Consider the following 24960-nt stretch of genomic DNA (forward strand, 5'->3'; position numbering starts at 1 on the left):
GACCCTGATTAGTCGGACAGTTCGTCTTGGGGTCACCAACACCCTTTGACGCTCAGTTGTCGCGAAAGACAAACACGAATTGTCCTTATTAGTCATTAGTCTATTATGGACAAAACTCGCGCCAGCAAAATCAACAGCTTGCGAGGTCCAAATCCGAGGGGGTTCAACTGGGACAACGCGCCGCAATTTATGCGAGGGTTTCGACCTCGGACCAGTCGTGCGAGCGACAGGTCACCGAACTGACAGCTTTCTCGGAACGTGGCGGTTACGACGTGGTCGGCGTCTTCAAAGATACGGCCTCCGGGGCCAACGTTAATCGCACCGCGCGCAACCAATTGCTCGATCTTGCACAGGCCCGACAAATCGACGCGATCCTGGTCAGCGAGCTCTCCCGATGGGGGCGGTCCACACAAGACTTGCTGGATACGCTGAACAGGCTCGCAGGTTGGAAAGTCTCGGTTGTGGCCATGAATGGCATGACCTTCGAACTCGACACACCGCACGGACGCATGATGGCCACCATGCTCGCCGGGATCGCGCAGTTCGAGCGTGACCTCATCAGCGAGCGCGTAAAATCTGGCCTCGCTGCGGCCCGGGCACGCGGCAAGAAGCTTGGCCGACAGCCAGGCCAACGACCAAAATCCGATAAGCTTGCTCCGAAGGTGCTTCAGGCCATTGAAGACGGCCGGTCATACCGCTGGATTGCCCGAGACCTCGGTATCTCGAAAAACACCGTCTCAGACATCGTAAAACGGAACCGCCAAAAGGTCTTGTGAGGCGGTCACACTCCTACCGGAATCAAGCCCAAACAGGCGATATTCTTAACCGCGATTTCGTTACAGCCAGAGTAGAAGGTTGCGCGATGCCCGTGTGGTGCAACCTCCGGCACGAGTGTTTTTAACGGTTCGTCAAGCCGGACACTGGCGCACATGAAGTTAAAGTCGGCTTAGAATCCGCATAGCAGACCGTGGTTTGAACCGCCGAGAAGGGCAGACCTACTAATGTTTTGCGCCCTAAATGATTACTTAGGTTTTTGACGCACTACAGTCATAACGCGCGAATACGGTTTGATCCAAGTTGCTTTCTCTTGACTGAGCCATTTGATCAACTCCATAATTCTACTGTATTCAGCGGTTATGTTTCTGTGCAGTATTGGCTCATGGTGAAACACGCGGTTGCGGAACTCACGGACATCATCACACCTACGGTATAGGCGTTCATAGGTCACCGCTGTGGGCAAATCAGAGAGGTCGGAATGCAAGTTGGGCCAGAAAACCGCTTCATGACGTGGCAGCAGCATTTTAACCCAGAAGCCAAAATTCAACTCGGCGGTCATCCTACCAGAAGTTACGGCGCCTGCGCGTTCCAAATTGTCGGCTGCCGTTTTTACAATTCTTTTTCCGCCACTCCTGATCTGCAAAAGAAAGGCCGGATCCTCCCACCATTCAACACCATACAGGGCAATTAGGCGGGTCACCACGATGTTGCGCAAGCAAACCTCTGCTGCACTCAACACTGGGAAAAATGCCTCGCTGAGTTGGATATTCCAACCATAAAGAGTCAGTGCTCGATCTGGATTGTGCCCCGCAGCGGCGAGATACTTTGTTAACCGTTCGTTCGAAATTATTTCTGATACCAAAGTCTTAACACTCCACTCGTTCGCCCCAGCTCGCCTACCTCGCTTGACAACTTCGAACGAGAGATCATATAAGAGGTCAATCGAAGGCAGATTTAGGCCTTCAACTTCTTAGAAGCCCGCGACAGCCTTAATTGGTCCTCGCGGGTTTTCGCTTTTTAGCCATATACTTAAGAGAATCCAAGGATCTTCGCGTAGAGGCCGACTCTGTAGCTTGGGTGTTTCGATCAGATGGAAATATTGACGTCAGATCACAGCCCACCTCTCCATACAAAGCTCAAGCTCAATGGAAAACTTTTTACAATGGGGGGTTAGTCACGTCCTAAGGACGTGACTAACCCCCCATTGCACATGTTGTCAAGATAAATAATTCTTGACAATTGTCTATACCGGGTAAATCATGTCCTTAGGACATGATTTACCCGGTATAGGCTAAAGTTTTGAAAAAATCAGACGTGTATTTTCAAGAAATTCACAAGATGACCCACTTTGCAGAAGCCATAGCTTCTGCGGTCGAAGCGTCAGGGGCAACGCTATTATCCGACTATGAAATGTTTCTAATGGCGTGTGATGTTTATCGTGCGAAGGTCGTGAAGTATCTAAGGGGGGAATACCCCTCTATTGAGCAATACAAGCGCGCAAGGGCGGTGTTGAAAGATGCCAACATTATCGCGGCAGATACAGATTATTCACGCCTATGGAGGGTAGTGGCTCGCGGGAAAGAGGCAGCCGATGAAATCGTGTGCTCTGCGGACCCATATTGCTATATTTCGCATTTGTCCGCGATGCAGCGTTATGGAGTTACTCTGAGGAGGCCCGAAGCATTATATATAACGCGTCCGACAAACGAGGTTGTTAAGAACCTGATCGCAGACCGGAGAGCCAAGGATCGCCCGCGCTTAACGTTCTCACAAGAGGTAATTGGAGCTCCTGCTCTTTTGCAGGTCCGCCATCCGCGTAGGGTCAGAGGGCGGAACGTGAGCGTGAAAAAGACAAAGTTTCCAGGGGCATTTCGACCAGTTCGTGGAAGCACGGTCCGCGTAGCCTCAATTGGGCAAGTCTTCTTGGATATGTTAGAAGATCCAAAAATATGCGGTGGAATGAGCCACGTTCTTGAGGTGTGGGACGAGCATGCTCAAACCTATCTGAAGGAAATATTACAGCGAGTTGAAGAGGCTGGAACAGATATCGCTAAAGTTCGAGCTGGATACATTCTTTCAGAGAGAATGAGTGTCTCCACTAAGCTTCTTGATGTGTGGGTGCAGCACGCCCAGAGAGGTGGAAGTCGTAAGCTGGATCCTGATGCCGACTACGCCCCCCGTTTTTCAGACAAATGGATGATATCGATTAATGTTGATTGAAGCCTTTGAAAAAGTAAATATTTTTGACTGGGTTGAACGCGCTAAGATAGACCCTGTAAAATACTTTGAACGCCAAGCAACTGAAGTGGTGTTGGCGGCGATCGGTATGGCTGAGCCCTTCTCAGAGCACATTTTTCTGAAGGGCGGTATCCTAATGGGAGTTTTATACGGAAGCCCTCGGAATACTGGCGACATAGATTTCACGACGGATTTAGATCCCAACGATGAACTCCCCGATGCCCTGCGAACTGCACTTGATGAAACTCTGCCAAGGGCTGCAGCTGAAATCGGGTATCCTGGCATGCTGCTTAGAGTTCAGACAATAAAGATTAGACCGCGAAAAAATAGCCTTGCTAAAGATACGTTCCCTGCTCTTGAGATGAAAATTGGTTACGCTCAAAGGGGTTCACCGCAAGAAAGGCACTTCCATAAAGGAAGGTCGCCTCAAGTAATTCAGGTCGATATAAGCTTCAACGAACCGATATCCGGCCTTCAGGTAATCAAGCTGGAAGAGGCATCTTCTACCGAAATCAAAGCATACTCGATTTATGACCTGATCGCAGAAAAAGTCCGGGCATTGTTGCAGCAGGAGCTGAAGAATAAGAACCGACGACAAGATATCTACGACATATCATTGCTTCTTAGGGCGTTTGAGTTTGACGAAGATGAGAAAACAAAAATACTTACATCAATAAAAACCAAGTGTGCTTCACGAGAGATCACCCCTGATGTGCATTCGCTGAGTTCTGAGGCGGTCCGCAAGCATGCTGAAGCGGAGTGGGGAACGCTCGCGGTGGAGATAGGTGAGGACCAACTGCCGGATTTTGATGAGTGCTTTGCCCAAGTCGAAGCTCACTACACAAGTCTGCCTTGGTAGGAAGCGAGCGTCTCAGACGGCTGTGCTCAAGTATGAGTTTTAGAAAGTTATCTCTCAATCACTTTTGTCACATACAGCGGCGTCTTCCCAAGTCTTTGCTTTTTCCCGCCATGCCTGAACGTTTTTCGGATTTACACGCCCTGCCTCAATCCAATCCTCTTCTGCAAATCTAATACGAGCTTTCAGGTTCGTTGCCCTGGCATCACGCTCTTTAAGAAAGGTGGAGTAGCTAAGATAGGCAAGATATAGGGCCCCTTCCTGAGCACTAAAACCCTTCGGATATACAAGATCAAGCGCCTCAAGCGCGGCCATGGGGCCGACGACCTCGATCGTCAGGTCGAACGTTGGCAAGAGAGCGGCAACTTCGCCGTTCCACTTCTTTCTTCTATTAAAAAACATACTGGAAATCCTGTTTAGGCGTTATCTGATAGCATCCAGATTAGATCAGAATGACACCTTAAAGTCTGAGTTACACGGTCTGGAAAGGCCAGTATGTTCTGCGTCACCCCCTCTTAAAACCCCGCGAGGCCTTGCGAGAACCACTGATCTGCCCCCATCAAGTGGTCCGATTTTATTGTTAGTGCATGGTCGGCCTCTGGTCTATCGGGACCCTGCTTTCAGGCGCTGGAGGACGATATCCCAGTGCGCTGTGCGGCCTGATGGCATAGTGCCCGATCGAGAGTAGGAAGCGGTCGCGTCCCTCCCATTCCGGGTCCTCCGGGCGATACTGGGCGTGGAAATACGAGGCTGCAAGCACATCGGCGATCCCGAGTGCTTGGCCGAAATATCTCTGACCCGGGACTTCGCCCATGAGAAGCGCCTTGCGGCGGATATTCCAGGCGCGTTGTGCGAGCGAGCCATTGCTCGCTGTATGCGGTCGGCGTTCGGCTTCCATGATGTCCTCCCAACTTGCCCGAAGGCTGTCAGGGAGAATATGCCCGAGTATGGCCTCGGCGTCCGTATCTGATCCTTTCAGACCTCGTTAGAAAAACTTCAAATTTTTTTGAGAGCACGGGAAGTTGCCACCTATCCGGCCAGCTTCAGCGGCACCTGAATCTGGAGAATGACGATGCACTGATGCCTGCCCGTCAGGCGGCCCGGAGGCGTTTCGATGAAGCGACATTCCCGGAGATATGCTGCTTAGGCACAGTTGCACGGTCAGACGCCGACCTGGAGTAGCGGACGCAGCGCCACTTCGACCCTTTCGCGGGATGCTGGCTCGAGCGGCAGAATCGGACGCGGCGGCGTGATGCGTCCGAGACCGAGGCTTTCAGCGACGGTGAACATCACTCGGAAGCTCCCGAATTCTCGGAATAGCGCCCAAAGAGGATCAAAAGCGTTGTTGATGCGCTCCGCTTCGGCCCCATCACCTGTCTGAGCCGCGCGGGTGAGCGCGAGAGAGGGTTCTGGCAAGAGGCCGGCCACGACGCTATACCAGCAGGCACCGCGGGCGAGCAGCGCGTCCTTCGCCCCCCAATCACCGCTGTATCCGACGGCGAAGTCGTCCGGCGTAATGCCCTGCAAGCGACGCAGCTCGCCCGCGTAATCGCCATCCGCCGGGAGAGGCATCTTGACCGCGCTGACGTTCGGGATCTCGGCCAGACGCGAGATCAGGTCCAGGCTGAAGGTGAATTTCGTGGTCCCCGGGTTGTTGTAGATACACAGGGGGAGTTCACCGACCGTGGCGACGGCCTCGAAATGGCGGAAAACCTCTTCGTCGGTCAATGACTGGTAGGACATGGGTGCGAGAAGCAGGCCGTCTGCACCGGCTTTCCGGGCATCTCGCGCGAGTTCTTTGGCGACATCGGTAGTGAGAGCGCCAACACCGACAATGATGGGTGTCCGTCCAGCTACGCAATCCACGGCGGCCCGGAGGACCCGCTTGCGCGCCTCCGGTGTCAGGTAGGCGTATCCCCCGGTGCTGCCGAGCAGTCCAATGGAATCCGCTCCCGCAGCCACGATCCGCTCGAGAAAGCGGTGCAGAAGCTCGGAATTCAGCTGCCCCTCGTCGTCGGTAGGCGTGAGGGGGAAGGCCGACAGGCCGGTAAACAAGGTCATGAAGAGTCTCCTTCAAACGCGTGACATTTGACATGTAGCACGGCCAGCTGTGGTCGATTATCCCGCATTATTCCGGCTATCCAACCAGATTATTTTTATATCGCGCGCTGCGGACTCACCTCCTGTTCAACACGACAGGAGACACCATGACAGACCAGACTAATGCCCCGCTCAAAGACCGCAAACAACGTGAGCTTGAGGAACGTCTGAACAGCGGCCGCCCTCTCACCGCGACGGGCTTGGGCTTCCATCTTGGCGTGGATCGCAACACGGCCACACAGATCGCCAAAGCTCAGGGCCTCGCACCCGAGGGTAGCACCTACCCTTGGCGCCGGATCTGGTGGCAGATCCATGACGTCGAGTGCGGCCTGCTCGCCAGTCACCTGGATAATTTGCAAGCCCGCCACCCAAACTCGAAGATCCTTGGCGGCATCGAGGACCTCGAGGTCGCGCTGCGTGCGCCGTTGGTCAAGTATCCCGGCATGGCCGCCTTGCTCAAAGAGCACCCCGACACGCTGCGCAAGCAAATCGACCGAGGTGATCGGATCATCCCCTTCCCGGTGCTCGACTTCGGCCCTCGCCTGCAGCTCTACCGGCCGCTCGACGTCATGCTCTGGCGCGACGAGGAACGACTACTCACTCTTCCCAAGGCGGAATCCCCTGCTCCGAAACCTGTGCCCGAACCGGAACAGGATCGGGATCGGGTTGCACCGAGATCCAAGACAAAGACGTCGGCCAAACCCCAGCCTCAAATGCCGCCAGCCGACCGCAAAAAAGCGATTTTTGCCCCTGCTGCGCGGTCTAAGCGGAAGGCTGCGGGATAGCCGGAAAAAAGCGATACGTCCGCATTCTTCCGGCAGCGGGAAATATGCGGATGAACCGCTTTTTCAGCGGCTTAGACGGCAAAATGCGGCTTAGACAGAAGATTTTACTCCAATAACACAAGAAACAAGGAAGCTCAGATGAAGCACCTCTTCCCCACCAGCAAGACCCAAAACGCCACATCGGCCCAAGCACCCACCAAGATGGAGACCATGCAGGACGTCAGAGACTACATCGCCGCGAACGGTCCCGCCTACCTCCTCGCGGCGCTCGACAGGCTGCACAGCCGCGCCCTATTCGGCGCCTCCCTCAAGACGCTCAAGATCGCCGATTTTGACCCGACCTTCCCGAAGTCGGTGCGCGGGATCCATCCGCGCCCAGACCTGCCGCAGGATCTCGAAGCCTATAAGCGCACGCGGTCCGACTGCCGCCGGGCGATCGCATTCGCCACCGGCGCTGCGGCCGCGAAACAAGAGTTGCGCGCGCGTCAGGACGGCTGGGCCGACCTGCTGGCAGCGGCAAAACTGCACAGCACAAATGGCGGGGCGATTCATCCCAATGCTCTCAGCCCATTTGCGACCTTCGCTGACATCGCCCGGCGCGGCGGGCTCGAACCTTGGGATCTGGCAGCCCCCGGAGCCACCGACCGGATAGAGGACGTTTTGCAAGCCAAGACCGAGCGCGAGGTGGTGCGCCGCGCCCAAAAGACCCTGAACGCCTTCCGCTATCTGCCCGAGCTCGGCGCCCTGCTGCCGACCGAGCCGGTGCCGGTGCAGCCAAGCCTGCGCGACCTTGATGCTCTACCCGCTCATGTGGATGAGGTGGCCCTCGCCATGATCAAAAAAGCCAGCACCACGCGCGATCGCACCACCGGCAAGGATGCTGTCCGGGTCGGGAAACAAGCTCGCGACCGCTACCGGGCCGCGCTGCGCCACCATCTCCGCGCACTGCCGCACTGCAAGCCGCACCGTGATCCAGACCCGCTGATCGACTATCCCATCCCCCTCACGGACTTAAATGCCGTCAATGACGTTGAGGGGCTGTTTTCCGTCGACCACCTCTGCGCATCGCTCCGGCGCACAGCAGAAGTTGAGCACCTGCCCGGCACGCTCAGTCAGACCTCGGCCTACGCTTATTACAACAACATCCTCGTCGTCTTAGGCCACAACGGGCTGCTCGATGACGAGACGGCCGAGATCATCAAGAGCAGCGAGTTTTACCAGCAGGGCAAGGAGTTGGCGAACGGCATGCGTCCCGCGACCGCGCGCTGGTGTCAAAACCTTATCGCTGATCCGACCAAAGAGCGCCGCTTCCGGAATCTGCACCGACTGATGATGCGCGACGCCGAAAAGATCCTCGCTGATGCAAAAGGCCGCGAAATGACACGGACAGAGATCGAACGGGTTCGAGCGCTTGGCACCTGCGCCGCGACCTCAGCCATCGAGTGGGCCGGCGCCCCGATCCGCATGGCCAACTGTCTGGGCCTGCGGCTGCACGGCAGCCGCAAGAACTTCTTCAAGCCAGGCCAGAAAGGCTCAACCTACGAGTTCTTCTTGCCCAAGGAAGAAACCAAGGCCGGCGAAGAGGTCGCACCGATCGAACTCAATGCTGATCTTCACGGATCTGAAGTTCTGGACTGGTATATCGAAACGATCCGCCCGCTGTTCCCCCACGCTGACGATAGCATTTACCTCTTCCCCGCCGTGGAGTCCCCGGGGCCGCTCAACAAGAACACCTTCGATGGCTGGTTTCAGCGCGCCTCAGGCGAGGTCGGGCTGCACATGACGTTTCACAAGTGGCGCCACGGCTACGCGACGATCTTGCTCGACCAAGATTGGGCCAACCTGAAAGTCGCGGCCGATATGCTCGGCAACACCATGGCGGTCTGCGAGCGCAATTACATCTGGATCAACAAGAAGAAGCTGCACAAAGACGGGCAGCGGATGATGGTGAAACGCAGCCATGAGAAGGACGCAGAAGTCACGGGGGTGCGCGCATGATCCCCCGCCACCTCATCCTGCGTCAACCACACATGCAGCACTTGATCGACCTGCCAGAGATCGATGAGATGCCCGATGAGCAGCTGCGCGCCCTCGAAGGGCTCATGGCATTCTGCGTCGATCAGGATCTCGAAGACCCAGCGGCGCCTGACATCCGAGCCTATTGCGCGCTACAAGACCAATCGCCGGCAAATCTCGACGCTCTCAGCGACGCAATGCGGCGTCTCGATATGCCTGACGCATTCTTGCTCGAGGTAGAGTCGGTCGCTGCCGACCTGCGGCACCGCGCCGAGTTCAAAGGCATCACGCAAGGGCGTAATCGAGACTACGAGCGCGAGGTTTCGGTCCCGGTGGAGGAATTGCCGACCGATTGGCAAATAACCCTCCGCAAGCTGCACAAGCTCGGGACGCTCGAGCGCATGCAGTCTCGGCTCGGCATGTTTGTCTGGTCGGCGCGGCAAGCCGGTCACCCGGTGGATCTTGGCTGCATCGAGGCGTTGCAGACCTTCTATCAAGACTTGCGCGCACGCTCGGTCGCCCGACAGCGCGAGCAAGACGCAAAGCAGGGCCTCATCAGCGACATCGACACGCCCCGCTGGTCCTACCTCCGCGGCACATGGGAAGAACTCTATCGCTTCGCTCGGGCCCATGGCTGTGATGACGATGTCCTCGAAGAGCTCGGGATCACCTTCCAGACCCTGACGACCAAAGAGGCTGGACAGAGTTCTCAGAAGATGACGAAGGCCATGAAGATCGGATCGGCCTCGAGCCTGCTGGCCGAGGCTCGCGCGATGCTCGGCGCCGCTAACGACGTCGAGCGCCCCGATTGGCGGCATGCCAGACGCAACTGCGCCGCAGCAATCGCACTTGGCATAGGCGTGCCCGCCCGCCCACGGGACGTGTTTGCGCATCACATCTTTGGCCAAGGTCTTTTCTACGAGAACGGCGCCTACGTTTTTCGTTACCGCCCCCAAAAAACACGGCGCACCATCAACGAGCCCTTCGAAGTAGAACTCGATCCCGAGGGCTGGTCGCCGTTCATCGACGCCCTGATCTTGCAAGACCAGGATCCGCGATATCTCGCTGAGCTTCGCACCAAGGTCATGGATCAGCAGCGGCCGCTCTACGTGAATTATGACGGCTCACGCTGCGCCTACCCCTGGTATAGCCGTCAGTGGGCCGCAGTGACCGGCACAGGCGGCCATATCGCGCGCACCTTGATCTACGATGAGATGGCAGACTTGGGCGAGTTCGGCATCCTCTATGCCAAAAGCTCGGCTCACCATGTCACCGACCAGATCAGCGACAAATATCGCTCCGATCGGGCCATTGCTGCAAGTCGTGAGATCGCAAAAAGAGCTATGATCGCCCGTGGCCTGTATGATGATATTGATGGTTTGTGAATTCGTAGGCTTTCGCCTGCGCTATGGCATAATAATGCAGATCGAATGTTTCAGCACTAAGCCACACCTTGGAAAGGAAAGGCATACTGGGCGCGGGTGTTAAATATGTGTTAATTAATGTGTTAGGGTCTCTTCTACTGTAATTCTTATATTATATAACAAAGACTTACCAAAGCGCCAAGTGTGTAATAACACGTTTCTAAGTGTGTAGTAACACGAAAAAAGGTGTGTAATAACACGTTTATGCCTATAGTGTGTGATAGCACGAATGGGCTTGACTCGGTGTGCAATAACACGAATTTAGACCTATGGTGGGTAATAACACGAAATCAAGGTCCCCTCTTCTTCCGGATCGTATGCAACAAGGCGATTTTTTCGTCTGTGACATCTTCGATGCGGCGCCCAAAGGCGACATGGCGTCGATGGAGCACCCAGTTTTCTCTATCTCGACAAAACCCGACAAGAACATCCGCCGATATGAAAATGGCGATATTTTTATTGAGGTGGTTCCTTCTGTTAAAGGTCTTGCAACGGTCTATGATCGTGACATTCTGATTTTTTGTATCTCACAAGTGATTTCGGCACTGAATGATGGCCGTGAGGTGAACCAGACGGTGCGCTTCAGAGCGTTTGATCTACTCACCTCAACAAATAGAGGCACTGATGGTCGTGGATATGAGCAACTCAGGGCTGCGTTCGAGCGCCTTTCTGGCACTCGGATTGCGACAAATATTACGACCGCAGATACTGAGGTTCTGGATGGTTTCGGCCTGATCGACCGATATCGTATCGTCAGAGAAACCAGGGACGGTCGGATGCAGGAGATTGAGGTTAAGTTGTCTGACTGGGTGTTCAATGCGATCAATGCACGTGAGGTTCTAACATTAAGCCGGAATTATTTCCGCCTTCGAAAGCCCTTGGAACGGCGCCTCTATGAGATTGCGCGGAAGCACTGTGGATACAAAAAACGTTGGGCAATCGGTCTGAATAAGCTCAAAGAGAAGTGTGGCTCCTACTCCACTGACAAGGAATTCAAACGCCTCATTTCAAAAATTGTCGCCGAGGATGTCGCGCATAGTCACATCCCCGACTACAGCCTTCGTCTTGAGGGTTCCCAAGCGGTATTCTACTCGCGCGGGACCGTTCCTACACCACAAGAAGAAGTGTTTGAGGGGTGGCTTGATCCGGATGCTTACGATGCCGCACGGCAGGCTGCCCCTGGCTGGGATACGCGACATCTCGAACAAGAGTGGCGGCGATGGTGCGGCAAAGAAGAGATTGAGCCGAAGCATCCAACCAGACACTACGTCAAGTTCTGCGAGAGTTGGTTCGAGAAACGGGGAAAACCGTAATCGGATGTAAATCCGGTATTAGAAACATATCCGGTTATGCAAATAAATTCGGTTATACATATATTTCCGGTATGAGAAATATATTAGGTGTGGAATTTGAAACCGGTTATGGATATGTTGCCGGTGAGCTAAATAAAACGGGTTGGATAAATGCCGGTAATCGTGATGGCGAGCCCGAAGGGCGGTGTGGGAAAATCGACATGTGCCGTGCTGCTGGCATCCGAGTTCGCCCGGATGGGCGCTGAGGTTACCGTCCTTGATTGCGACCCGAACAAATCCCTTACACGGTGGGCGTCTCAGGGTTTACCGAAGGGCGTTACCATCCATAGCGATATTGGACGCTCTGAAGTCGTTGCAACGATTAAGGATGCCGACGGCGATGGCAAAATCGTGGTGGTTGACCTTGAGGGGGTTGCTTCACAGCTGGTAAGCCGTGCGATTTCTCAGGCTGATCTGGTTATTGTTCCCATGCAGCCGACAGCACTGGATGCCGAGATAGGATCTGAGGCGCTCGCCCTTGTTCGGGAAGAGGAAGAAGCGCTGAACCGGACCATTAGACATGCCGTGGTTCTGACGAAGACCAGTGCAGCGGTGAAAAGCCGTGTGCAAAAAGAACTCGAAAACCAGCTGCTTAGGGCAGGGATTGATATGATCGAACCATCCCTTGTTGCCCGCGCGGCTTTCTCGGAGCTCTTTGCCTATGGCGGTGATTTGACCTCAATGATGAACAATCCAGAAATTGTTACCGGTGGGAAAGTAGATAAAGCTTTACTGAACGCCACAGCATTCACGGAGGCGGTGTATGAGCGGCTCAAATAGACTGGCTGGCCTTACGGCGCGGCCAAAAAACACAGGCCCGGCTGAGGTGCGGAAAGTTGACGACGTAGGAGAGGCGAGGGGGTTTGTTGACCGCACACCACGGAAGAAACCGGGGCGGAAACCCAGCCCCCGCACACACCAGCTGCACCCTAAGGTTTTTCCGAAGGTGGGTGAAGCGATTGCGGCGGAGGCCGAAAAACGGGGCATCACGCAAGGCCAACTCGTCGAAGAAATGTGGAGTATCTATACGTCGCAGGCATAGCTTTTGAACTCAAAGAACCAAGCTCTCAAAGGCAACTTAACTGGCGCCGTTCAGCAGGCCGTTGTGCGCGCAATGACCTCCAACAACTCGTTGGCCGTTCTGCTTCTCAAGGAGGATCGCCAAGGTATCGGCGTGCGGACGAGCAAGATCTACGACATGATCAAGAACTGTGAGACGAGCGACTTGGGGGCTGCGAGGCCAGTAGATTGCATGAGGGTCCGGTCGTAAGCGCTACAGCCATGATGGGCGAAGAATCTTGACCGAAAGAGAGCTCCCGTCTCCCGCTGCAAACGGCGGTTCTGCGACCGGAGTTGATAACCACCACCCTGAGGGGCGATCCAGTTGGGGAGGCGAAGACGCTATGTGCGGCTTCAGCGGCCACGTCAGCGCAGTCGCTTCTTCATGCGCTCGATTTGGTCGGGCGTGCCTTCAAAGGTGTAGCCTTCGCGGGTCTTTTTCATCCCAACACCGGGACCAGCAGCTTTTTTCAGGTTGTTTTCGACCTGCTTCTCAATGCTACGCGTCAGCTCACGCTGAAGCTGCGATGCGGACGTGATCTTGCGGCCATTGAGCCGCATTTCGATGCCAGACATTGTCTTTTTCCTTTCATGTCAGCCCTTCGGAGGGAAGGGATCATTGCCGTAGGTGTTGCGCTCCCGGATGCGACCGTTCTCGCCGTGAATCAGCATCTCGCTGCCTTGACGAATGGCGGATTGCCGCGCGGCCTCTACGGCCTCGCCCTGCGTGCCATGGACGGAAGAAGCGCGCGTATTGCCTGCCCCTTTCACCGCCCAACCGTTTTCATGTGGAACAACATGTTGATTTTTCTTAGACATTTTTAACCTCATATGTCGATTGCAGTTGACGAACCATCAACCATGTGTTTATATATATCATATAAAATGGCGCTTATCAACCAGACAATAATCGCCGGGAGAGGACCATGTTCGGACAAAGACTGCGACTTGCCCGCAAACGGGCCGGCCTATCTATGCAAGCGCTCGCGGAGCGCGCAACTCCAAGCGTGTCAGCGCAAGCCATCAGCAAATACGAGGCGGACAAGATGATGCCGTCCTCGTCAGTTTTGGTCGGCCTCGGTAAGGCGCTCGGTGTGTCGCTCGACTTTTTGCTCGGCGGACAGGTCGAAGCCCTGGAAAGCGTCGAGTGGCGAAAAAATTCGACCGCTTCGGCACAGGATCGAGCGATGGCCGAAGCCATCGTCATCGAGAAGCTTGAAGACTATCTTGCAATCGAGGACATCCTCGACCTGCACGCCGCCAAAGACCCCTTTGCCGCGCTGCGCGTTGATCATGTTACTGATGAAGCGGCAATCGACGCCAAAGCACGGGATGTGCGGCGGGAATGGAAGCTCGGAATAGATCCCATCCCGAGCATGACCGCCCTGCTCGAAGACAAAGGGCTCAAGGTCATCGAGGCCGACCTTCCCGAACGGATCAACGGGCTGGCCTGTCATGTTGAACGGGTAGAGGGCTCACCGACCGAAGTGATTGTCGTCTCGCGACATACCAATGTCGAGCGAAAGCGCTTCAACCTCGCCCATGAGCTCGCGCACCGGATTATCATTGAAACCGGTAATGCTGCGCTGAAGAAGGAAACCTCCATGCACCGCTTCGCGGGGGCGTTCCTCATTCCGCGTGAGCATCTCGAAGAGGAGGCGGGGAAAAACCGTCACGGCATGACCTGGATCGAGATCATGCGTCTCAAGCGCACCTATGGCGTCTCGGCCGCTGCGATGCTCGTGCGCCTCGGCCAAGTGGGCATCCTGTCAAAAAGCGCGGTAGAATATGCGTTTAAAACTTATGCGCGCAGCTGGCGGCGCAAGGAGCCAGAGCCTATCGGTCCGGGTGAAGGCTTCGCGGCGTTCGAAAAGCCGCAGCGTTTCGAACGCCTCGTTTGGCGCGCTTTGGGCGAAGAGATGATTTCGCCAGTGCGGGCGGCGCAGATGCTCGGCCTCCCTTTGAGCGTTGTCGAACGCGACATCAGGGGGCCGCGTGAACAGTGAGCTGTGTTGTCGTCAATGATGCATCTTGTCTAATCGACCTGAAGAAAGGAGAACTGCTGCATGTCCTGCTGCGGTTACCCTATCGGTTCATCGTGCCGCTACCGATCCGTGAAGAAGAGCTGCTCAGCTTCACGGCGCAGGAATGGCTAATGCTCGAAAACAGCGGCCTCATCACATATGACCTGCCGAGTGAAGAGGTTGCCCAAGTCTTCGCACTGAAGCGTGAGCATAGCCGACTGTCGGCCAATGACTGTTTTGCCCTCATCACAACAACCTGTCAGGAGAACGGTATCCTCCTGACGGGCGACAACCTTTTGCGGAAGGTGGCCACGGCGCGCGCCGTGCGAGTTCATGGCGTGCTCTGGATCATCGATGAGTTGCACGCCGCTGAAGCCTGTGAGGTCGAGCTTCTCATTTCCGCTCTGCAGATCTGGCGGGCGGATGATACGGTTTTCCTGCCACCCGGCGAAATCGATAAGCGACTACGCCGCCTGGGAGAATAACCTCACCATGGAACAGACTCATAATAGGTCAAACCGCGTTTTCGTGTGCTTGGGAGACGACCAATATCCCGGCTATGAACACACTCTCTGATATTATCGTCCTCGGAAACGCCGCTGCGGACGCCGGCGAACCTCTCGTAGATAACTGGCCGCAAATGCGCGGCGCTCTGCTCATGTTCGGACGTGCCGCTGGCGGTCCCGACCAAGTGACCGCGTCAAGTTTTGAAAGTCGTTTCCCGGCCGACTTCAAGGCACTCTGTGCTGAAGAACGGGCGCTGATACCGAATTCTCGGGTCTACACTACAGCCCGCACCCACATAGCACGGCTGCTGGCTGCGCTCGGTGAAATCAGCAACCCGTGGGAAGAACTCCGCATGATGATACGTCGCGCCAATCACCCCGAGATCGAGCGATGCCTGCCGGGATTGGCCACTCCCGCTAAAGCAGTCGGATTGGCGCCTGCCCAGATCACCACTGACTGGGTGTGGTCCCTCGACGGCGAACGGGGTGTCCTAAGCGAGGAGCAGTTGCAGCGCCGATTTGATCGCGAAAGGCGACATGGAAAGGCACCCAAGGCAAAGCTCGCTTGCTCTGTGCGTCAGCGCCTGCGGCAGGGGGTCTCAGTTTTCAACCGTTTATTCCAAATCCCTGAGATTGCCGCGAGCGGGCTACTGCCCCCAGAGCCGATCGCAGCGCCGCCGGTCTATGATCGACAAGGTCGACTGAAATTAGACCTGCCAAGCATTTTGACACACTATCACGCTGCCGCCCCCGAAACGCGGCGTGACGGTCTACCGCAGGTATGGCAGGCAATGTGCAATGCGGGGATCTACATGCCAACCGACAACCCAACCGCCGATGACATGCTCGCGCCCGATATGTGGACACGGATTACACAACTCCAGCCATGCGACACTGGTGTCACGAATGCATCGTGGCGCCAGTATATCAGCCGTGCCCGGCAGCTTCTGCTGCCTCATGTCACCCACCCGGTATCGGCGTCGGACACCCTGCCTCAATGGTTGGACAGGATGACCCTCAAGACAACGGACCGTATGCCGCTCTTTCAGCTTTGGTGGCTCCTGATCGACCGCGACATGACAGATGTGACCCCTGATGACATCCTCGACCTGGCGACATGGCGCGAGCTATGGTCACAGATGCCATCGAGATTGAAGCCACGAACCTGGACGATCTATGAAAGGAGGGCGCGCGCGCTGATGTCCCGTCATGCTACCGTTCAAATTGACCCCTATCGCATTGTAACGCGGGCCTGGGCCGACCTACCAAAGAATGCCAAGGCGGCGCTGGACCCTATTCGGAAAACGGCTGAGCGGGCTCTGTTGAGGCCCCTCGACCTCAGCCCCGAATGGGTAGCACAGCAGGGTCTGCATAGTGCACAGGAAATGGAGGTCACTGATACCCTGAGGGAGGTCTTCTTATCCGCGGCACTGGGGCGCCGCCCTGACCCCGCCGCAGTGGCGTGGGAGGCTCTACGCACCGCTATCAGAGGTCAAGGAATCTCAACCATTGGGCTCGCCAAAGTCTCCAGCCTTGCCATTGATGACAGCAAAGCGCCTGTCGATCTCACTCTGGAGTGGGCCACCAAAAAGGCTGCGCAGATGGACCAAAAAAAGCGAGCCGAATTCACAATCCATCTGCGCAAGCTGGATAGCCTGCTGAGCATCTCGGATCTGGCCCCAATCCTCTATGCAGAGCCTATCGGTGCTGTGCCTGACCTTCGCAAACGCGGCAAAATCGAGCCGCCCGAGAAGATCATGCGCGAGACGGATGCCGTCACTGCCGCCCATCGACTCCAACCAAGCACGTGCCGCGAAGCCCGGGCTACCGTCCGCAAGGCTTGGACTGAGGTGGCCAATACCGTGATCGACGTTAAGATTGATACCCTCGAGGAGCTACTGTCAGTCGCTGTGACAGCGAAGCTCGATCAGCCCACCCACCGCAAGGTTGCCCGGCTGCTCAAAAATATGACCAGCATGCAGGGACCGGCATAGCGCCCAGCCAGTGCTCTATTCCGCCGGAATAATGTCCGCAGTTCAGGTATTTTGCCCGGAGTCATTCTTGTCGAGGAGATGGTATGGCGCGTTCGCGATAAATCGACGCAAGCGCTCAGGATCGCGCGGACGATCTCGGCCGCTCACCCGAGCCAAGTAGGCCATATAGGCGATGGTCACGCCAGCCGGGGGTGGGGTCGTTTGTCTCGCACCGATGACTGTAATCAGCGAGGTCAAAGCTACTCCCATTCCATCTGCTGATAGACAGTCTGTGCGTTACGACCTGCGAGCGCATCGAACAAGTCGAGATAGTCAAATTCGGATTGATCGACTTGAACCGAACCGATGATATCCCCGCCACCATCAATATAAGTCCGCATCCGGTTGCGCAGGTTTTTAAGATAGCCGCGCGTATCCGCCTGCGCCTGTTTCACTGTGGTCAGTGGACCGTGACCGGGGACCAGGTGCATTGGCTCCAGTTCTTCAATCGCATCGAATGCGTCGAGCCATGAAGCACTGTCGGAAAAATCCATCACGCTCAGAATCCGTCCAATATAAACGATATCGCCGGTAAATACTGTCCGCTCCGCGGGTAACCAGACAAAGCTGTCCCCGGGTGTATGTGCAGCGCCCGCGTGGTTAATTTCGATCCGACGGTCACCGAGTTCCAAGACATAGCCAGTCCTGAAAGTCACATCAGCGTATACGGGTTCTGTTCCCTTCAATCCTTCTCCGACAAGCTGGGACAACATGGTCAATTGGAGGGATTCCCGTTCCTCCTGGTCGAAAACTGCTGCAGAAGAGGCGATGATTGTCGCGCCCTGCGCCTTCCAATAACCGTTGCCGAGCCATCGATGGTCCTGTCCTCCGGTGTTGATCACATGCGTAACAGGCTGGCCAGTCAGAGCCCGTATCGCGTCATGTAGCATCGCCGCGCCCGCCCATGTGCCGCCCGGATCAATCAATACTGCGCCATCTCTGGTCTCGATCAGGCCAAACGTGGCGTTGTTGCCGAGGTTTTCCGGCGTGCGCTGCGTCGCTGGCCCTTCGATCGCCCAAATGCCCGGGGCGACAGGCTGAACGTTGAGGATTTCCGCCAATGCCGAGATCGGAGCCCAGATCATGATAAAGATCGTGAAAAAGCACTTCATGAGAGGGTTTCAGGTATCCAAAAGTATGTTTGCACGTGAGTTTATCCGTTCAGATCGTCTTCCCCACGAAGCAAACGCGCGGGGAACCGTCCACCGCGGTAAGCACGAGTGACTTCTTGCTGATTGCCCCGGATGTAAGCACCACCGACGGTATAGCTATGCTCTATCACAATCAAGAAGATGATTGTGATAGGTTCTCACCGAGCAAATGGTCGTTTATTTGAGGCCGACCAGCCGATCCGGTCGCAGCCTGTGGCGATGGTCGGTCAAGCGCCAAGCGCCTCCGAGCGCTGCGAACAGAAGGCCGAGGCCGCTCGCGCCAACGATCAGGAACATGACAGGATCTGATACCGGACAGCTTCCGCCGGGGCGACGCCGGCCAGGAGCTGGCCGGTCATCATGCCGGGCAGAGATACGACACCCGCCATCGCGTTGATCATCGCCATGAAACCGCGGTGCATCGCTTCCTGCATGGCCGGGCGCAGCGCGTTGAGACGTGTCGCGCCGAGCGCGATGCGCGCCTCGAGCGCCGCGCGGTCGCGGATGGCGGCGGTGGTCAACGTATCGAGTCCCAGGCTGATCCCCGTCATCGCGTTGCCAAGCAGCATCCCGAACAGGGGAATCGCATAGTGGGGATCGTAGAGCGGCTCGGGCCGCAGACTGCCAAGAAGCGCCACGAGCGTCAGCGTTGCGGCCGCGATGGTCATGGTCGCCGTGCCCAAGCCATAACCCCACCGACCGGCAAGTCGACGATGCTGGCGGGCCGTGATTTCCCGCCCGGCGAACAACACCATGACAAGCGCCATGAGAAGGGTCCAAGGCAGTGTCGCCACACTGAACAGAAGCGTCAGGATCGCCCCCACCGCCGAAAGTTGGACCACCATGCGGATCGCCGCCATCAGCAATTGCCGCTCAATGCCGAGCGACAGCCGGAGGGACAGAAGGCCGTTCAACAGGACGAAGACGGACACGGCGGCAATATCCCAAACCGTCAGGCTGATCACGCTCATCCCGCCTCCTTCAGTCGTCCGCTTTCCATGATGTAGCGCCGATCGGAAAGCCGATCCGCCTGGGCGTCGCTATGCGTGACCAGCACGATCGTAGCGCCATCATCGCGAAGGCGGCCGATCAGCGCCTCCACGTTCTGCTCGGAGTCCGCGTCAAGCGCTGCTGTTGGCTCATCGAGTAAAAGCACCGCCGGACTGCCCTCGATAGAACGCAGGAAACCAAGACGCTGCTTCTCGCAAGTGGAAAGGCGCGAGATCTGCCATCCTTGCAATGAGGCGCATGGCAGCCAAGTTAGTTCAGATGCTGCCAAAGCCAGAGAGGTAAAGCAGGATTCCCGCAGCCGCACTGCCGATCAGCACCTTGAACATGCCGACCCGGAAATGGAGCATCGCCACCAGGGCCACGAGCGTCAGCAGGGCCGATGCGGGGTTGATCGTGCCGAGGATCGGGACGTTTATCTGCATGCCAAATCCGTTGAAGACACGCACTTCCCCGAACACCACATGCAACCCGAACCATACCGCAAGGTTCAAGATTACGCCGACAACCGCGGCGGTTATCGCCGTCAGGGCGGCAGTGAGCTGATGGTTATCCCGCAGCCGCTCAATGAAGGGCGCGCCAAGGAAGATCCAAAGGAAGCAGGGGGTGAAGGTGACCCATGTGGTCAGCAACCCGCCCAGGGTTGCGGCCATCAGGGGTGACAGGCTGCCTGCCTCGCGCAGGGCGCCCATGAAGCCTACGAATTGTGTCACCATGATCAGCGGTCCCGGCGTGGTTTCCGCCATGCCAAGCCCGTCCAGCATCTCTCCCGGCGCCAGCCAGCCGTAATTCTGCACCGCTTCCTGCGCCACATAGGCAAGAACCGCGTAAGCGCCGCCGAAAGTCACCACCGCCATGGTGCTGAAGAAACCGGCTATTTGGCTGAAGACGTTTCCGGGACCCAGCAGGAGAAAGAGCAACGCCACCGGAACAAGCCACATGCCAAGCAGCACGGCCGAGATGCGCAGCGCCCAGCCCCGGTTGACGCGAGTATGTTCCGGCGATTCCTCGCCCAGTAGCGTGTCGGCATCGGCGACTTCCACCGAGCCGAGCTTCCCATGACCGCCGCCATCGCGAAATGCCGGAAGATCGGCGCGCGCTCCGATATATCCGATCATCCCAGCGGTAAGAATGATCAGTGGAAATGGCACCCCGAAGGCGAAGATCGCGATAAATGCTGCTGCCGCAATCGCCAGCATTGCCGTGTTTTTCAAAGCTCGGCTGCCAATTCGGATCACTGCCTGCACCACGATGGCCAGAACCGCGGCCTTCAGGCCAAAGAACAGGGCCTCGACGGCGCCGACATTGCCCCAAATGGCATAGATCCAACTTAGGGCCATGATCGCGACAACGCCGGGCAGAACGAACAGCACACCAGCGATGATTCCGCCGAGCGTGCGGTGCATCAGCCAGCCGACATAGACGGCAAGCTGCATCGCTTCGGGACCGGGCAGCAGCATGCAATAGTTCAGTGCATGCAGAAACCGTTTCTCACCCAGCCATTTCTGCTCTTCGACGAGAATGCGGTGCATCATCGCTATCTGCCCGGCGGGTCCGCCGAAACTCAAAAGGCCAACGTGGGCCCAGATTTTAGTCGCCGCTTTCAGCGTAGGGTAATCGGGTTTCTGCATCTCACACCTTGGGCTTGTTGGTCGGCCAGTTGTGTGCCTCGTCGCTGGCGTCACGCGCCCAACGGTAAAACGCGTCATACAGCAAAACGCCGGCATCAAGCTGTTCCAGATCATCGGAATACATGCGCGACAGACCCAGCGAGGCGGCCAGCAAGCCAGCTGCTTCGGGCGCGAGATCGAGGCGTGCCGTGTCCGCACCGCGAACCATGGTCGCAAGTCGGTCAAGCGCCGGAGTCGACAGGCCGAACTCGGCCAGCATCACATCGAATGTGCAAAGCTCGCCGCGATGGCTCCAGAACACATCCTCGATATCGAAGGGGGCCGCGTTATATCGCTCGGCCACGCCTATGACCTCGGCGGGCGCGACAAACAGGATAACGGCATGTGGATCAACAAAGCGCCGGATCAACCAAGGGCAGGCAATGCGGTCAATCTTTGGGCGCGACCGTGTGACCCAGACCGTTCGGCCCTGCGCATCACGTGGCGGCAGCTTGTCGGGTCTTATCAGAGGTAGGTCAGAGCCTTTCCAGGCCTCGAATCCGCCTTCCAGATATTCCGCCGGGCATCCCTCGGCCCGCAGCCAGGCCGCAGCCCCCTGGCTGAGCTTGTGCCCGGCTTGGCAGATCACGATGGCGGCATTGTCGGTCGCGCACGATACAAGACCCGACAGCACCCGGTCATCGACTTTGACGGCACCCGGTATGAGGCGGGGGTCGGCCTCGAAATCTTCTGTGGATCGAACATCCAGAAGCAGCGGTGCACGAGGCGTGCCGATGATCTTGGAAAGTTTATCGCTGGAAATGGCATTGGGCGCAGGCATATGCGTTCCTCCCTTGCAGGGTTTCATGTTGGAACGCGAACTTCAGCTGGCGCCTCGTGGGGAGCTCGCCATCCCCATGCCATGAAATAACGATAATGAGACAAGATGGTCAAGTGTGACCCAGCGGCGAACTGATGATCCGCATGCTTCTGCTGGGCTATTGCATGGCCATTCAGTCCGAGCGGCGGAACCGCTCACGGCGCCACGCCCGAACTCGTGGAGTATCGAATAAAGCGGCTGGGTCTGTGGCGGACTTATAAGAACAAGGACCTCGAGCTCAGAAAATAGATCCGGGTCTCGCTTGTCGCCATGGCGTTGGCACACCTCGAACGCGAGAACATGGAACCGCAGAGTCAAAGCAGGCCGAAGCTGCGATTGAAATCGCCATGATCGTTTTGTGCAACATCGAGCGGTCCTTATTGTTGAGTAAATTAGCCGGATGCCGGTTAACGGCGTTCGGCGCTGTAAGACATGGAAGAACACGGTCCCGGTCGAGCAAGTCTCGCGGCGGATCTTGCTCGAAGTCCAAGTAAGAAAACAATGATCCAAGCGGCAAGATATCGGACCTTCATCGTGTAGACCGTCAACGACAGCAAAGTCCGCCAAGCCGACCTCCAGCCTTGGTTAGACATAGCGTCGTGTCCACGAGGCCGGCCACGAGTTGCACCACGAAATGCAAAAGGGCTGGCCCAAGTTGGCGCAGTAGTGAATTGACAATCCTCGTGCCGGTGATCCTTCAGATATTATCGATATCGACCTCGATCGGCATTTTGCCCTGCCGCGCATGGCAGAGCGTATTAAGCTCGGCATCTTCCTCTTCATCGTCATGACACCACAGGTCAAACGCTGTCGTCATCTGACGGCTGGGACGCAGCGAGTGCCTGAATGCGCTTTGCTGGGCCTTTGTAACGCGCCCCTCGGATTGAACCGCCGTTAGCGCGCGCCATATCAGCGTGTGAAACCTGACCAGAGCGAAGTAGTTCTTCATCGCGTTCGCGCGCGGCGGCTTTCTCAGCTGCGCGTTCTTGGAATGAAAATCTGGGCACCTTTGGTTTCATGTTGTCTCCCTCACGTAAGCTTATCACATCGATGTCGATTTCTTTCGAGGAAACCGCGACACTTGGGGCCAGCCTGTGCCGCACCGGGCCTGCGGCTCACCGTATGACCGCACTCCCAGCATCGAACCTCGATGTGAGTGATGCCGGGTGAGAACAGTTCATCAATGGTGGAGGTCATATCTGATCGACATACGCCATTGGCATCATGCCGCCAATACAGCGGCCGCGAGGGTTTCTCCCTCAAACTCTTCCTGTGTGTCTGCAAGTGCAGGGTCGGTCAGCCGGAGCAGGGTAGTCAGGATCTCATAAGGGGAATGTCAGCAAATCGTGTTGCTAAGACATGGCTTTCGATGACCTGAGGAAGCGGCACTCATTTGATAGCGGCAACGGCTGTCCACGGAGTGCAAGTATCGTCATTCCGGAATGACGTCGCGCAGCGAGGCCGGTATGTCGCGCGCGCCGTGCAGCACGCGCCAGAGATCCACGACGTCGTCTTCCTCGCTGTAGAATGCCAAGTAGCCGAAGCCCTTCACTGGCCACACCCTCAGACCGGGCCGACCGAGATCCCAGCCGAACCGAGGTGATCCGGATGCTGGGTGCGTCGAGATGTGCAGGCAGGCCGCCTCGAAGGCATCGATGAAGCGCATGGCCGTTTCGTAATCCGCCTCGCGGGCGAGGTAGTCGACTGCTGCTTCGATATCGTGACTGGCGGCCAGTCGTGGGACGACGGGCTTAGCATGATCCGTCAAGCTGTCTCGCCGGCCGCCAGAGATGCCCTGGCCCTGAGGGCCTTGAAAGTCTTCTCGGTGATGGGCTCGCCTTGCGCGCTTGCGCGCCCCTCATCGAGCAAAGCTCGCAGCGCCTGCCGGTCCAGATCCCGGCGGATTAGATCACGCACATACTCACTGGATGTGCCGTAGCCGCGCGCTACCGTCTGAGCGTCCACTGCGGAGCGCATGTCATCGGGCAATGAGATGTTCATAGTGGCCATCCTCATAAGATGAGCACTATGGCAATTTTTGTCAATGCGAGTCAGGCCTTGATCGCCAATGTCCCAAGCGAGGGGTCGCGCTGATTTCTGATGACCACCAACACGATTTGCTCACATTCCCCTCATAAGCATTGTTCAGGTCAGCATTGAGGTCAGCATAGGTGATTGACCATGTAGGCACTGTATTCACGTCGTCCTTACTGGGATTGATCCCCAGAGCGACGAGCTCGCAGTAAATGTAGGAGGCGGCAATGTCAGCGGTCTCGTCAGCGATGCAAGGGTCGTCAATCGGGCTATTGGCCAAAAGGTCCCACGCATGATCAAATAGAGCCCACCAGCGGCGCAGTGTCCTGACCTCCGCCAATGAACGACCAGCGACGAACTGAGCTGTGGCGCGCCAGATCACTGCCGCATGTTCGGTGAACCCGTGCCGATGCAGGGCAGAGATCGTCTCTTGGGTAGCCTTTACCAGGCCTCCGGCGTCCGCTGCGTGGAAGATGATGGTGTCGGTGTCAGAAATCTTCGTCAAAATGCTTGGCTCCTATGGTGATAGGAACAAGGTGGTCATGTTCGACAGATTCAAAAAATAGAATCTCTCCGGGCCGACTGCCGGTGGCACAGATGACACGGCTCCGAGCCCCGATCGTTATCGGGAAGAATAGCCAACGCACATGGACGGATTCCTCTGGATCTTCCCAGTTTAACACCCCCGAAGGCGTCGAAAAGATCCGGATAGCCCGCGAGCTGTGATGCACAATCCGTTAGATGAAGAAGATGGATGATCTACCCCTAAGTGGTCCTTTGGCGACCGCATAGTGAGCTAATTAAATCCGGTTCCTATAGGAACCAAATGAAATCAGTAACTTAGGATTTCCACCAAGGCTCAGTTTGGGCTTTGTGTCTTGAACACGGGGGCAGGCGCCGTCGGCTACGATGGCGGATGAGAAATCCGGTTCCTGTAGGAACCAAACGAAATCAATGACTTAGTTTTTTCGCCAAGGCTCGGTTTGGGCTTCGTGTATTGAACACGGGGGCAGGCGTCGTCGGCAACGACGGCGGATGAGAAATCCGGTTCCTGTAGGAACCAAACGAAATCAATGACTTAGTTTTTTCGCCAAGGCTCGGTTTGGG

The 24960-nt window shown here is 56.6% G+C and carries 25 protein-coding genes and 1 pseudogene; 11 read left to right on the forward strand and 15 right to left on the reverse strand.

Features of this window, described 5'->3' with window-relative positions:
• Window positions 1-185 precede the first annotated feature (185 nt).
• Complete coding sequence (locus ACGYK7_RS17060) at window positions 186-776, forward strand: recombinase family protein (RefSeq protein ID WP_394403654.1); 591 nt, start codon at window positions 186-188, stop codon at window positions 774-776.
• Window positions 777-1021: 245 nt separating this feature from the next.
• Here ACGYK7_RS17060 and ACGYK7_RS17065 read toward each other — a convergent pair whose 3' ends face one another.
• Complete coding sequence (locus ACGYK7_RS17065) at window positions 1022-1492, reverse strand: hypothetical protein (RefSeq protein WP_394403639.1); 471 nt, start codon at window positions 1490-1492, stop codon at window positions 1022-1024.
• A gap of 599 nt (window positions 1493-2091) precedes the next feature.
• Here ACGYK7_RS17065 and ACGYK7_RS17070 point away from each other — a divergent pair.
• Together ACGYK7_RS17070 and ACGYK7_RS17075 are read left to right on the forward strand one after the other, a co-directional pair.
• Window positions 2092-2997 carry a hypothetical protein gene (locus tag ACGYK7_RS17070; RefSeq protein ID WP_394403640.1) on the forward strand — a complete coding sequence of 302 codons (906 nt, stop codon included), beginning with the start codon at window positions 2092-2094 and terminating at the stop codon, window positions 2995-2997.
• Complete coding sequence (locus ACGYK7_RS17075; RefSeq protein ID WP_394403641.1) at window positions 2987-3874, forward strand: nucleotidyl transferase AbiEii/AbiGii toxin family protein; 888 nt, start codon at window positions 2987-2989, stop codon at window positions 3872-3874. Before ACGYK7_RS17070 ends, ACGYK7_RS17075 begins: the two co-directional genes overlap by 11 nt.
• Window positions 3875-3928: 54 nt before the next feature.
• Here ACGYK7_RS17075 and ACGYK7_RS17080 read toward each other — a convergent pair whose 3' ends face one another.
• The 3 genes and pseudogenes from ACGYK7_RS17080 to ACGYK7_RS17090 all read right to left on the reverse strand — a co-directional run bounded on the left by ACGYK7_RS17080 (window position 3929) and on the right by ACGYK7_RS17090 (window position 5932).
• The gene (locus tag ACGYK7_RS17080; RefSeq protein ID WP_394403642.1) at window positions 3929-4273 is read right to left on the reverse strand and encodes a hypothetical protein; all 345 of its coding nucleotides are present in this window, start codon (window positions 4271-4273) and stop codon (window positions 3929-3931) included.
• Between the two features lie 271 nt (window positions 4274-4544).
• A pseudogene (locus tag ACGYK7_RS17085) lies at window positions 4545-4769 on the reverse strand (transketolase); the annotation flags it as partial.
• A 263-nt stretch (window positions 4770-5032) separates the two neighbouring features.
• Window positions 5033-5932 carry a dihydrodipicolinate synthase family protein gene (locus ACGYK7_RS17090; protein ID WP_394403643.1) on the reverse strand — a complete coding sequence of 300 codons (900 nt, stop codon included), beginning with the start codon at window positions 5930-5932 and terminating at the stop codon, window positions 5033-5035.
• Between the two features lie 146 nt (window positions 5933-6078).
• On the opposite strand from ACGYK7_RS17090, the gene ACGYK7_RS17095 reads away from it, so the two are divergent.
• The 5 genes from ACGYK7_RS17095 (at window position 6079) to ACGYK7_RS17115 (ending at window position 12328) form a co-directional block, all read left to right on the forward strand.
• Window positions 6079-6756 (forward strand): hypothetical protein, encoded by a 678-nt coding sequence (locus ACGYK7_RS17095; RefSeq protein WP_394403644.1) that lies wholly within the window; start codon window positions 6079-6081, stop codon window positions 6754-6756.
• 138 nt (window positions 6757-6894) lie between these two features.
• Window positions 6895-8754, forward strand: coding sequence for a hypothetical protein (locus tag ACGYK7_RS17100; protein WP_394403645.1), 1860 nt, complete (start codon window positions 6895-6897; stop codon window positions 8752-8754).
• Complete coding sequence (locus ACGYK7_RS17105) at window positions 8751-10157, forward strand: hypothetical protein (protein WP_394403646.1); 1407 nt, start codon at window positions 8751-8753, stop codon at window positions 10155-10157. Before ACGYK7_RS17100 ends, ACGYK7_RS17105 begins: the two co-directional genes overlap by 4 nt.
• A gap of 356 nt (window positions 10158-10513) precedes the next feature.
• Entirely contained in the window at window positions 10514-11509 is a 996-nt protein-coding gene (locus ACGYK7_RS17110) for a replication initiator protein A (RefSeq protein WP_394403647.1), read from the forward strand.
• Between the two features lie 150 nt (window positions 11510-11659).
• Complete coding sequence (locus ACGYK7_RS17115) at window positions 11660-12328, forward strand: ParA family protein (protein ID WP_348657579.1); 669 nt, start codon at window positions 11660-11662, stop codon at window positions 12326-12328.
• A gap of 645 nt (window positions 12329-12973) precedes the next feature.
• Here the strand turns inward: ACGYK7_RS17115 and ACGYK7_RS17120 are convergent.
• Both ACGYK7_RS17120 and ACGYK7_RS17125 read right to left on the reverse strand, forming a co-directional pair.
• The gene (locus ACGYK7_RS17120) at window positions 12974-13183 is read right to left on the reverse strand and encodes a hypothetical protein (protein WP_348657580.1); all 210 of its coding nucleotides are present in this window, start codon (window positions 13181-13183) and stop codon (window positions 12974-12976) included.
• Between the two features lie 18 nt (window positions 13184-13201).
• Window positions 13202-13426 carry a DUF2188 domain-containing protein gene (locus tag ACGYK7_RS17125; protein WP_348657581.1) on the reverse strand — a complete coding sequence of 75 codons (225 nt, stop codon included), beginning with the start codon at window positions 13424-13426 and terminating at the stop codon, window positions 13202-13204.
• A gap of 155 nt (window positions 13427-13581) precedes the next feature.
• Between ACGYK7_RS17125 and ACGYK7_RS17130 the strand changes: the two genes are divergently transcribed.
• The 3 genes from ACGYK7_RS17130 to ACGYK7_RS17140 all read left to right on the forward strand — a co-directional run bounded on the left by ACGYK7_RS17130 (window position 13582) and on the right by ACGYK7_RS17140 (window position 17131).
• Window positions 13582-14613 carry a helix-turn-helix domain-containing protein gene (locus ACGYK7_RS17130; RefSeq protein ID WP_394403655.1) on the forward strand — a complete coding sequence of 344 codons (1032 nt, stop codon included), beginning with the start codon at window positions 13582-13584 and terminating at the stop codon, window positions 14611-14613.
• Entirely contained in the window at window positions 14610-15116 is a 507-nt protein-coding gene (locus ACGYK7_RS17135) for a type II toxin-antitoxin system VapC family toxin (protein ID WP_348657583.1), read from the forward strand. The genes ACGYK7_RS17130 and ACGYK7_RS17135 overlap by 4 nt, the downstream gene beginning before the upstream one ends.
• A 74-nt stretch (window positions 15117-15190) precedes the next feature.
• Window positions 15191-17131 carry a hypothetical protein gene (locus ACGYK7_RS17140; RefSeq protein ID WP_394403648.1) on the forward strand — a complete coding sequence of 647 codons (1941 nt, stop codon included), beginning with the start codon at window positions 15191-15193 and terminating at the stop codon, window positions 17129-17131.
• 239 nt (window positions 17132-17370) lie between these two features.
• On the opposite strand, the gene ACGYK7_RS17145 is transcribed toward ACGYK7_RS17140, so the two are convergent.
• The 9 genes from ACGYK7_RS17145 to ACGYK7_RS17185 all read right to left on the reverse strand — a co-directional run bounded on the left by ACGYK7_RS17145 (window position 17371) and on the right by ACGYK7_RS17185 (window position 24358).
• Entirely contained in the window at window positions 17371-18282 is a 912-nt protein-coding gene (locus ACGYK7_RS17145; RefSeq protein WP_394403649.1) for an MBL fold metallo-hydrolase, read from the reverse strand.
• Between the two features lie 326 nt (window positions 18283-18608).
• Entirely contained in the window at window positions 18609-19292 is a 684-nt protein-coding gene (locus tag ACGYK7_RS17150) for an ABC transporter permease (RefSeq protein ID WP_348657591.1), read from the reverse strand.
• Window positions 19289-19561 (reverse strand): hypothetical protein, encoded by a 273-nt coding sequence (locus ACGYK7_RS17155; RefSeq protein WP_348657592.1) that lies wholly within the window; start codon window positions 19559-19561, stop codon window positions 19289-19291. The genes ACGYK7_RS17150 and ACGYK7_RS17155 overlap by 4 nt, the downstream gene beginning before the upstream one ends.
• Window positions 19562-19586: 25 nt before the next feature.
• Window positions 19587-20960, reverse strand: a complete 1374-nt coding sequence (chrA, locus tag ACGYK7_RS17160; protein WP_348657604.1) for a chromate efflux transporter — start codon at window positions 20958-20960, stop codon at window positions 19587-19589.
• 1 nt (window position 20961) lies between these two features.
• Complete coding sequence (locus ACGYK7_RS17165) at window positions 20962-21780, reverse strand: sulfurtransferase/chromate resistance protein (RefSeq protein WP_348657593.1); 819 nt, start codon at window positions 21778-21780, stop codon at window positions 20962-20964.
• 736 nt (window positions 21781-22516) lie between these two features.
• Window positions 22517-22768 carry a hypothetical protein gene (locus ACGYK7_RS17170; RefSeq protein ID WP_394403651.1) on the reverse strand — a complete coding sequence of 84 codons (252 nt, stop codon included), beginning with the start codon at window positions 22766-22768 and terminating at the stop codon, window positions 22517-22519.
• A gap of 483 nt (window positions 22769-23251) precedes the next feature.
• The gene (locus ACGYK7_RS17175) at window positions 23252-23587 is read right to left on the reverse strand and encodes a type II toxin-antitoxin system RelE/ParE family toxin (RefSeq protein WP_394403652.1); all 336 of its coding nucleotides are present in this window, start codon (window positions 23585-23587) and stop codon (window positions 23252-23254) included.
• Complete coding sequence (locus ACGYK7_RS17180) at window positions 23584-23829, reverse strand: type II toxin-antitoxin system ParD family antitoxin (protein WP_099278628.1); 246 nt, start codon at window positions 23827-23829, stop codon at window positions 23584-23586. The genes ACGYK7_RS17175 and ACGYK7_RS17180 overlap by 4 nt, the downstream gene beginning before the upstream one ends.
• A 31-nt stretch (window positions 23830-23860) precedes the next feature.
• Window positions 23861-24358, reverse strand: coding sequence for a hypothetical protein (locus ACGYK7_RS17185; protein ID WP_394403653.1), 498 nt, complete (start codon window positions 24356-24358; stop codon window positions 23861-23863).
• Between the last annotated feature and the right edge of the window lie 602 nt (window positions 24359-24960).

The sequence above is a fragment of the Sulfitobacter sp. 1A15299 genome, assembly GCF_043556915.1.
In the GTDB taxonomy this organism is placed as follows: domain Bacteria; phylum Pseudomonadota; class Alphaproteobacteria; order Rhodobacterales; family Rhodobacteraceae; genus Sulfitobacter.

What these genes read in the sequence shown, in the direction of transcription:
- ACGYK7_RS17180 (WP_099278628.1), bottom strand. Translation starts at nt 23,829, where the DNA reads ATGGCCACTATGAACATCTCATTGCCCGATGACATGCGCTCCGCAGTG.
- ACGYK7_RS17090 (WP_394403643.1), bottom strand. Translation starts at nt 5,932, where the DNA reads ATGACCTTGTTTACCGGCCTGTCGGCCTTCCCCCTCACGCCTACCGAC.
- ACGYK7_RS17110 (WP_394403647.1), top strand. Translation starts at nt 10,514, where the DNA reads ATGCAACAAGGCGATTTTTTCGTCTGTGACATCTTCGATGCGGCGCCC.
- ACGYK7_RS17075 (WP_394403641.1), top strand. Translation starts at nt 2,987, where the DNA reads ATGTTGATTGAAGCCTTTGAAAAAGTAAATATTTTTGACTGGGTTGAA.
- ACGYK7_RS17165 (WP_348657593.1), bottom strand. Translation starts at nt 21,780, where the DNA reads ATGCCTGCGCCCAATGCCATTTCCAGCGATAAACTTTCCAAGATCATC.
- ACGYK7_RS17170 (WP_394403651.1), bottom strand. Translation starts at nt 22,768, where the DNA reads ATGAAGAACTACTTCGCTCTGGTCAGGTTTCACACGCTGATATGGCGC.
- ACGYK7_RS17105 (WP_394403646.1), top strand. Translation starts at nt 8,751, where the DNA reads ATGATCCCCCGCCACCTCATCCTGCGTCAACCACACATGCAGCACTTG.
- ACGYK7_RS17150 (WP_348657591.1), bottom strand. Translation starts at nt 19,292, where the DNA reads ATGAGCGTGATCAGCCTGACGGTTTGGGATATTGCCGCCGTGTCCGTC.
- ACGYK7_RS17145 (WP_394403649.1), bottom strand. Translation starts at nt 18,282, where the DNA reads ATGAAGTGCTTTTTCACGATCTTTATCATGATCTGGGCTCCGATCTCG.
- ACGYK7_RS17125 (WP_348657581.1), bottom strand. Translation starts at nt 13,426, where the DNA reads ATGTCTAAGAAAAATCAACATGTTGTTCCACATGAAAACGGTTGGGCG.
- ACGYK7_RS17095 (WP_394403644.1), top strand. Translation starts at nt 6,079, where the DNA reads ATGACAGACCAGACTAATGCCCCGCTCAAAGACCGCAAACAACGTGAG.
- ACGYK7_RS17140 (WP_394403648.1), top strand. Translation starts at nt 15,191, where the DNA reads ATGAACACACTCTCTGATATTATCGTCCTCGGAAACGCCGCTGCGGAC.
- ACGYK7_RS17115 (WP_348657579.1), top strand. Translation starts at nt 11,660, where the DNA reads ATGCCGGTAATCGTGATGGCGAGCCCGAAGGGCGGTGTGGGAAAATCG.
- ACGYK7_RS17120 (WP_348657580.1), bottom strand. Translation starts at nt 13,183, where the DNA reads ATGTCTGGCATCGAAATGCGGCTCAATGGCCGCAAGATCACGTCCGCA.
- ACGYK7_RS17100 (WP_394403645.1), top strand. Translation starts at nt 6,895, where the DNA reads ATGAAGCACCTCTTCCCCACCAGCAAGACCCAAAACGCCACATCGGCC.
- chrA (WP_348657604.1), bottom strand. Translation starts at nt 20,960, where the DNA reads ATGCAGAAACCCGATTACCCTACGCTGAAAGCGGCGACTAAAATCTGG.
- ACGYK7_RS17130 (WP_394403655.1), top strand. Translation starts at nt 13,582, where the DNA reads ATGCAAGCGCTCGCGGAGCGCGCAACTCCAAGCGTGTCAGCGCAAGCC.
- ACGYK7_RS17080 (WP_394403642.1), bottom strand. Translation starts at nt 4,273, where the DNA reads ATGTTTTTTAATAGAAGAAAGAAGTGGAACGGCGAAGTTGCCGCTCTC.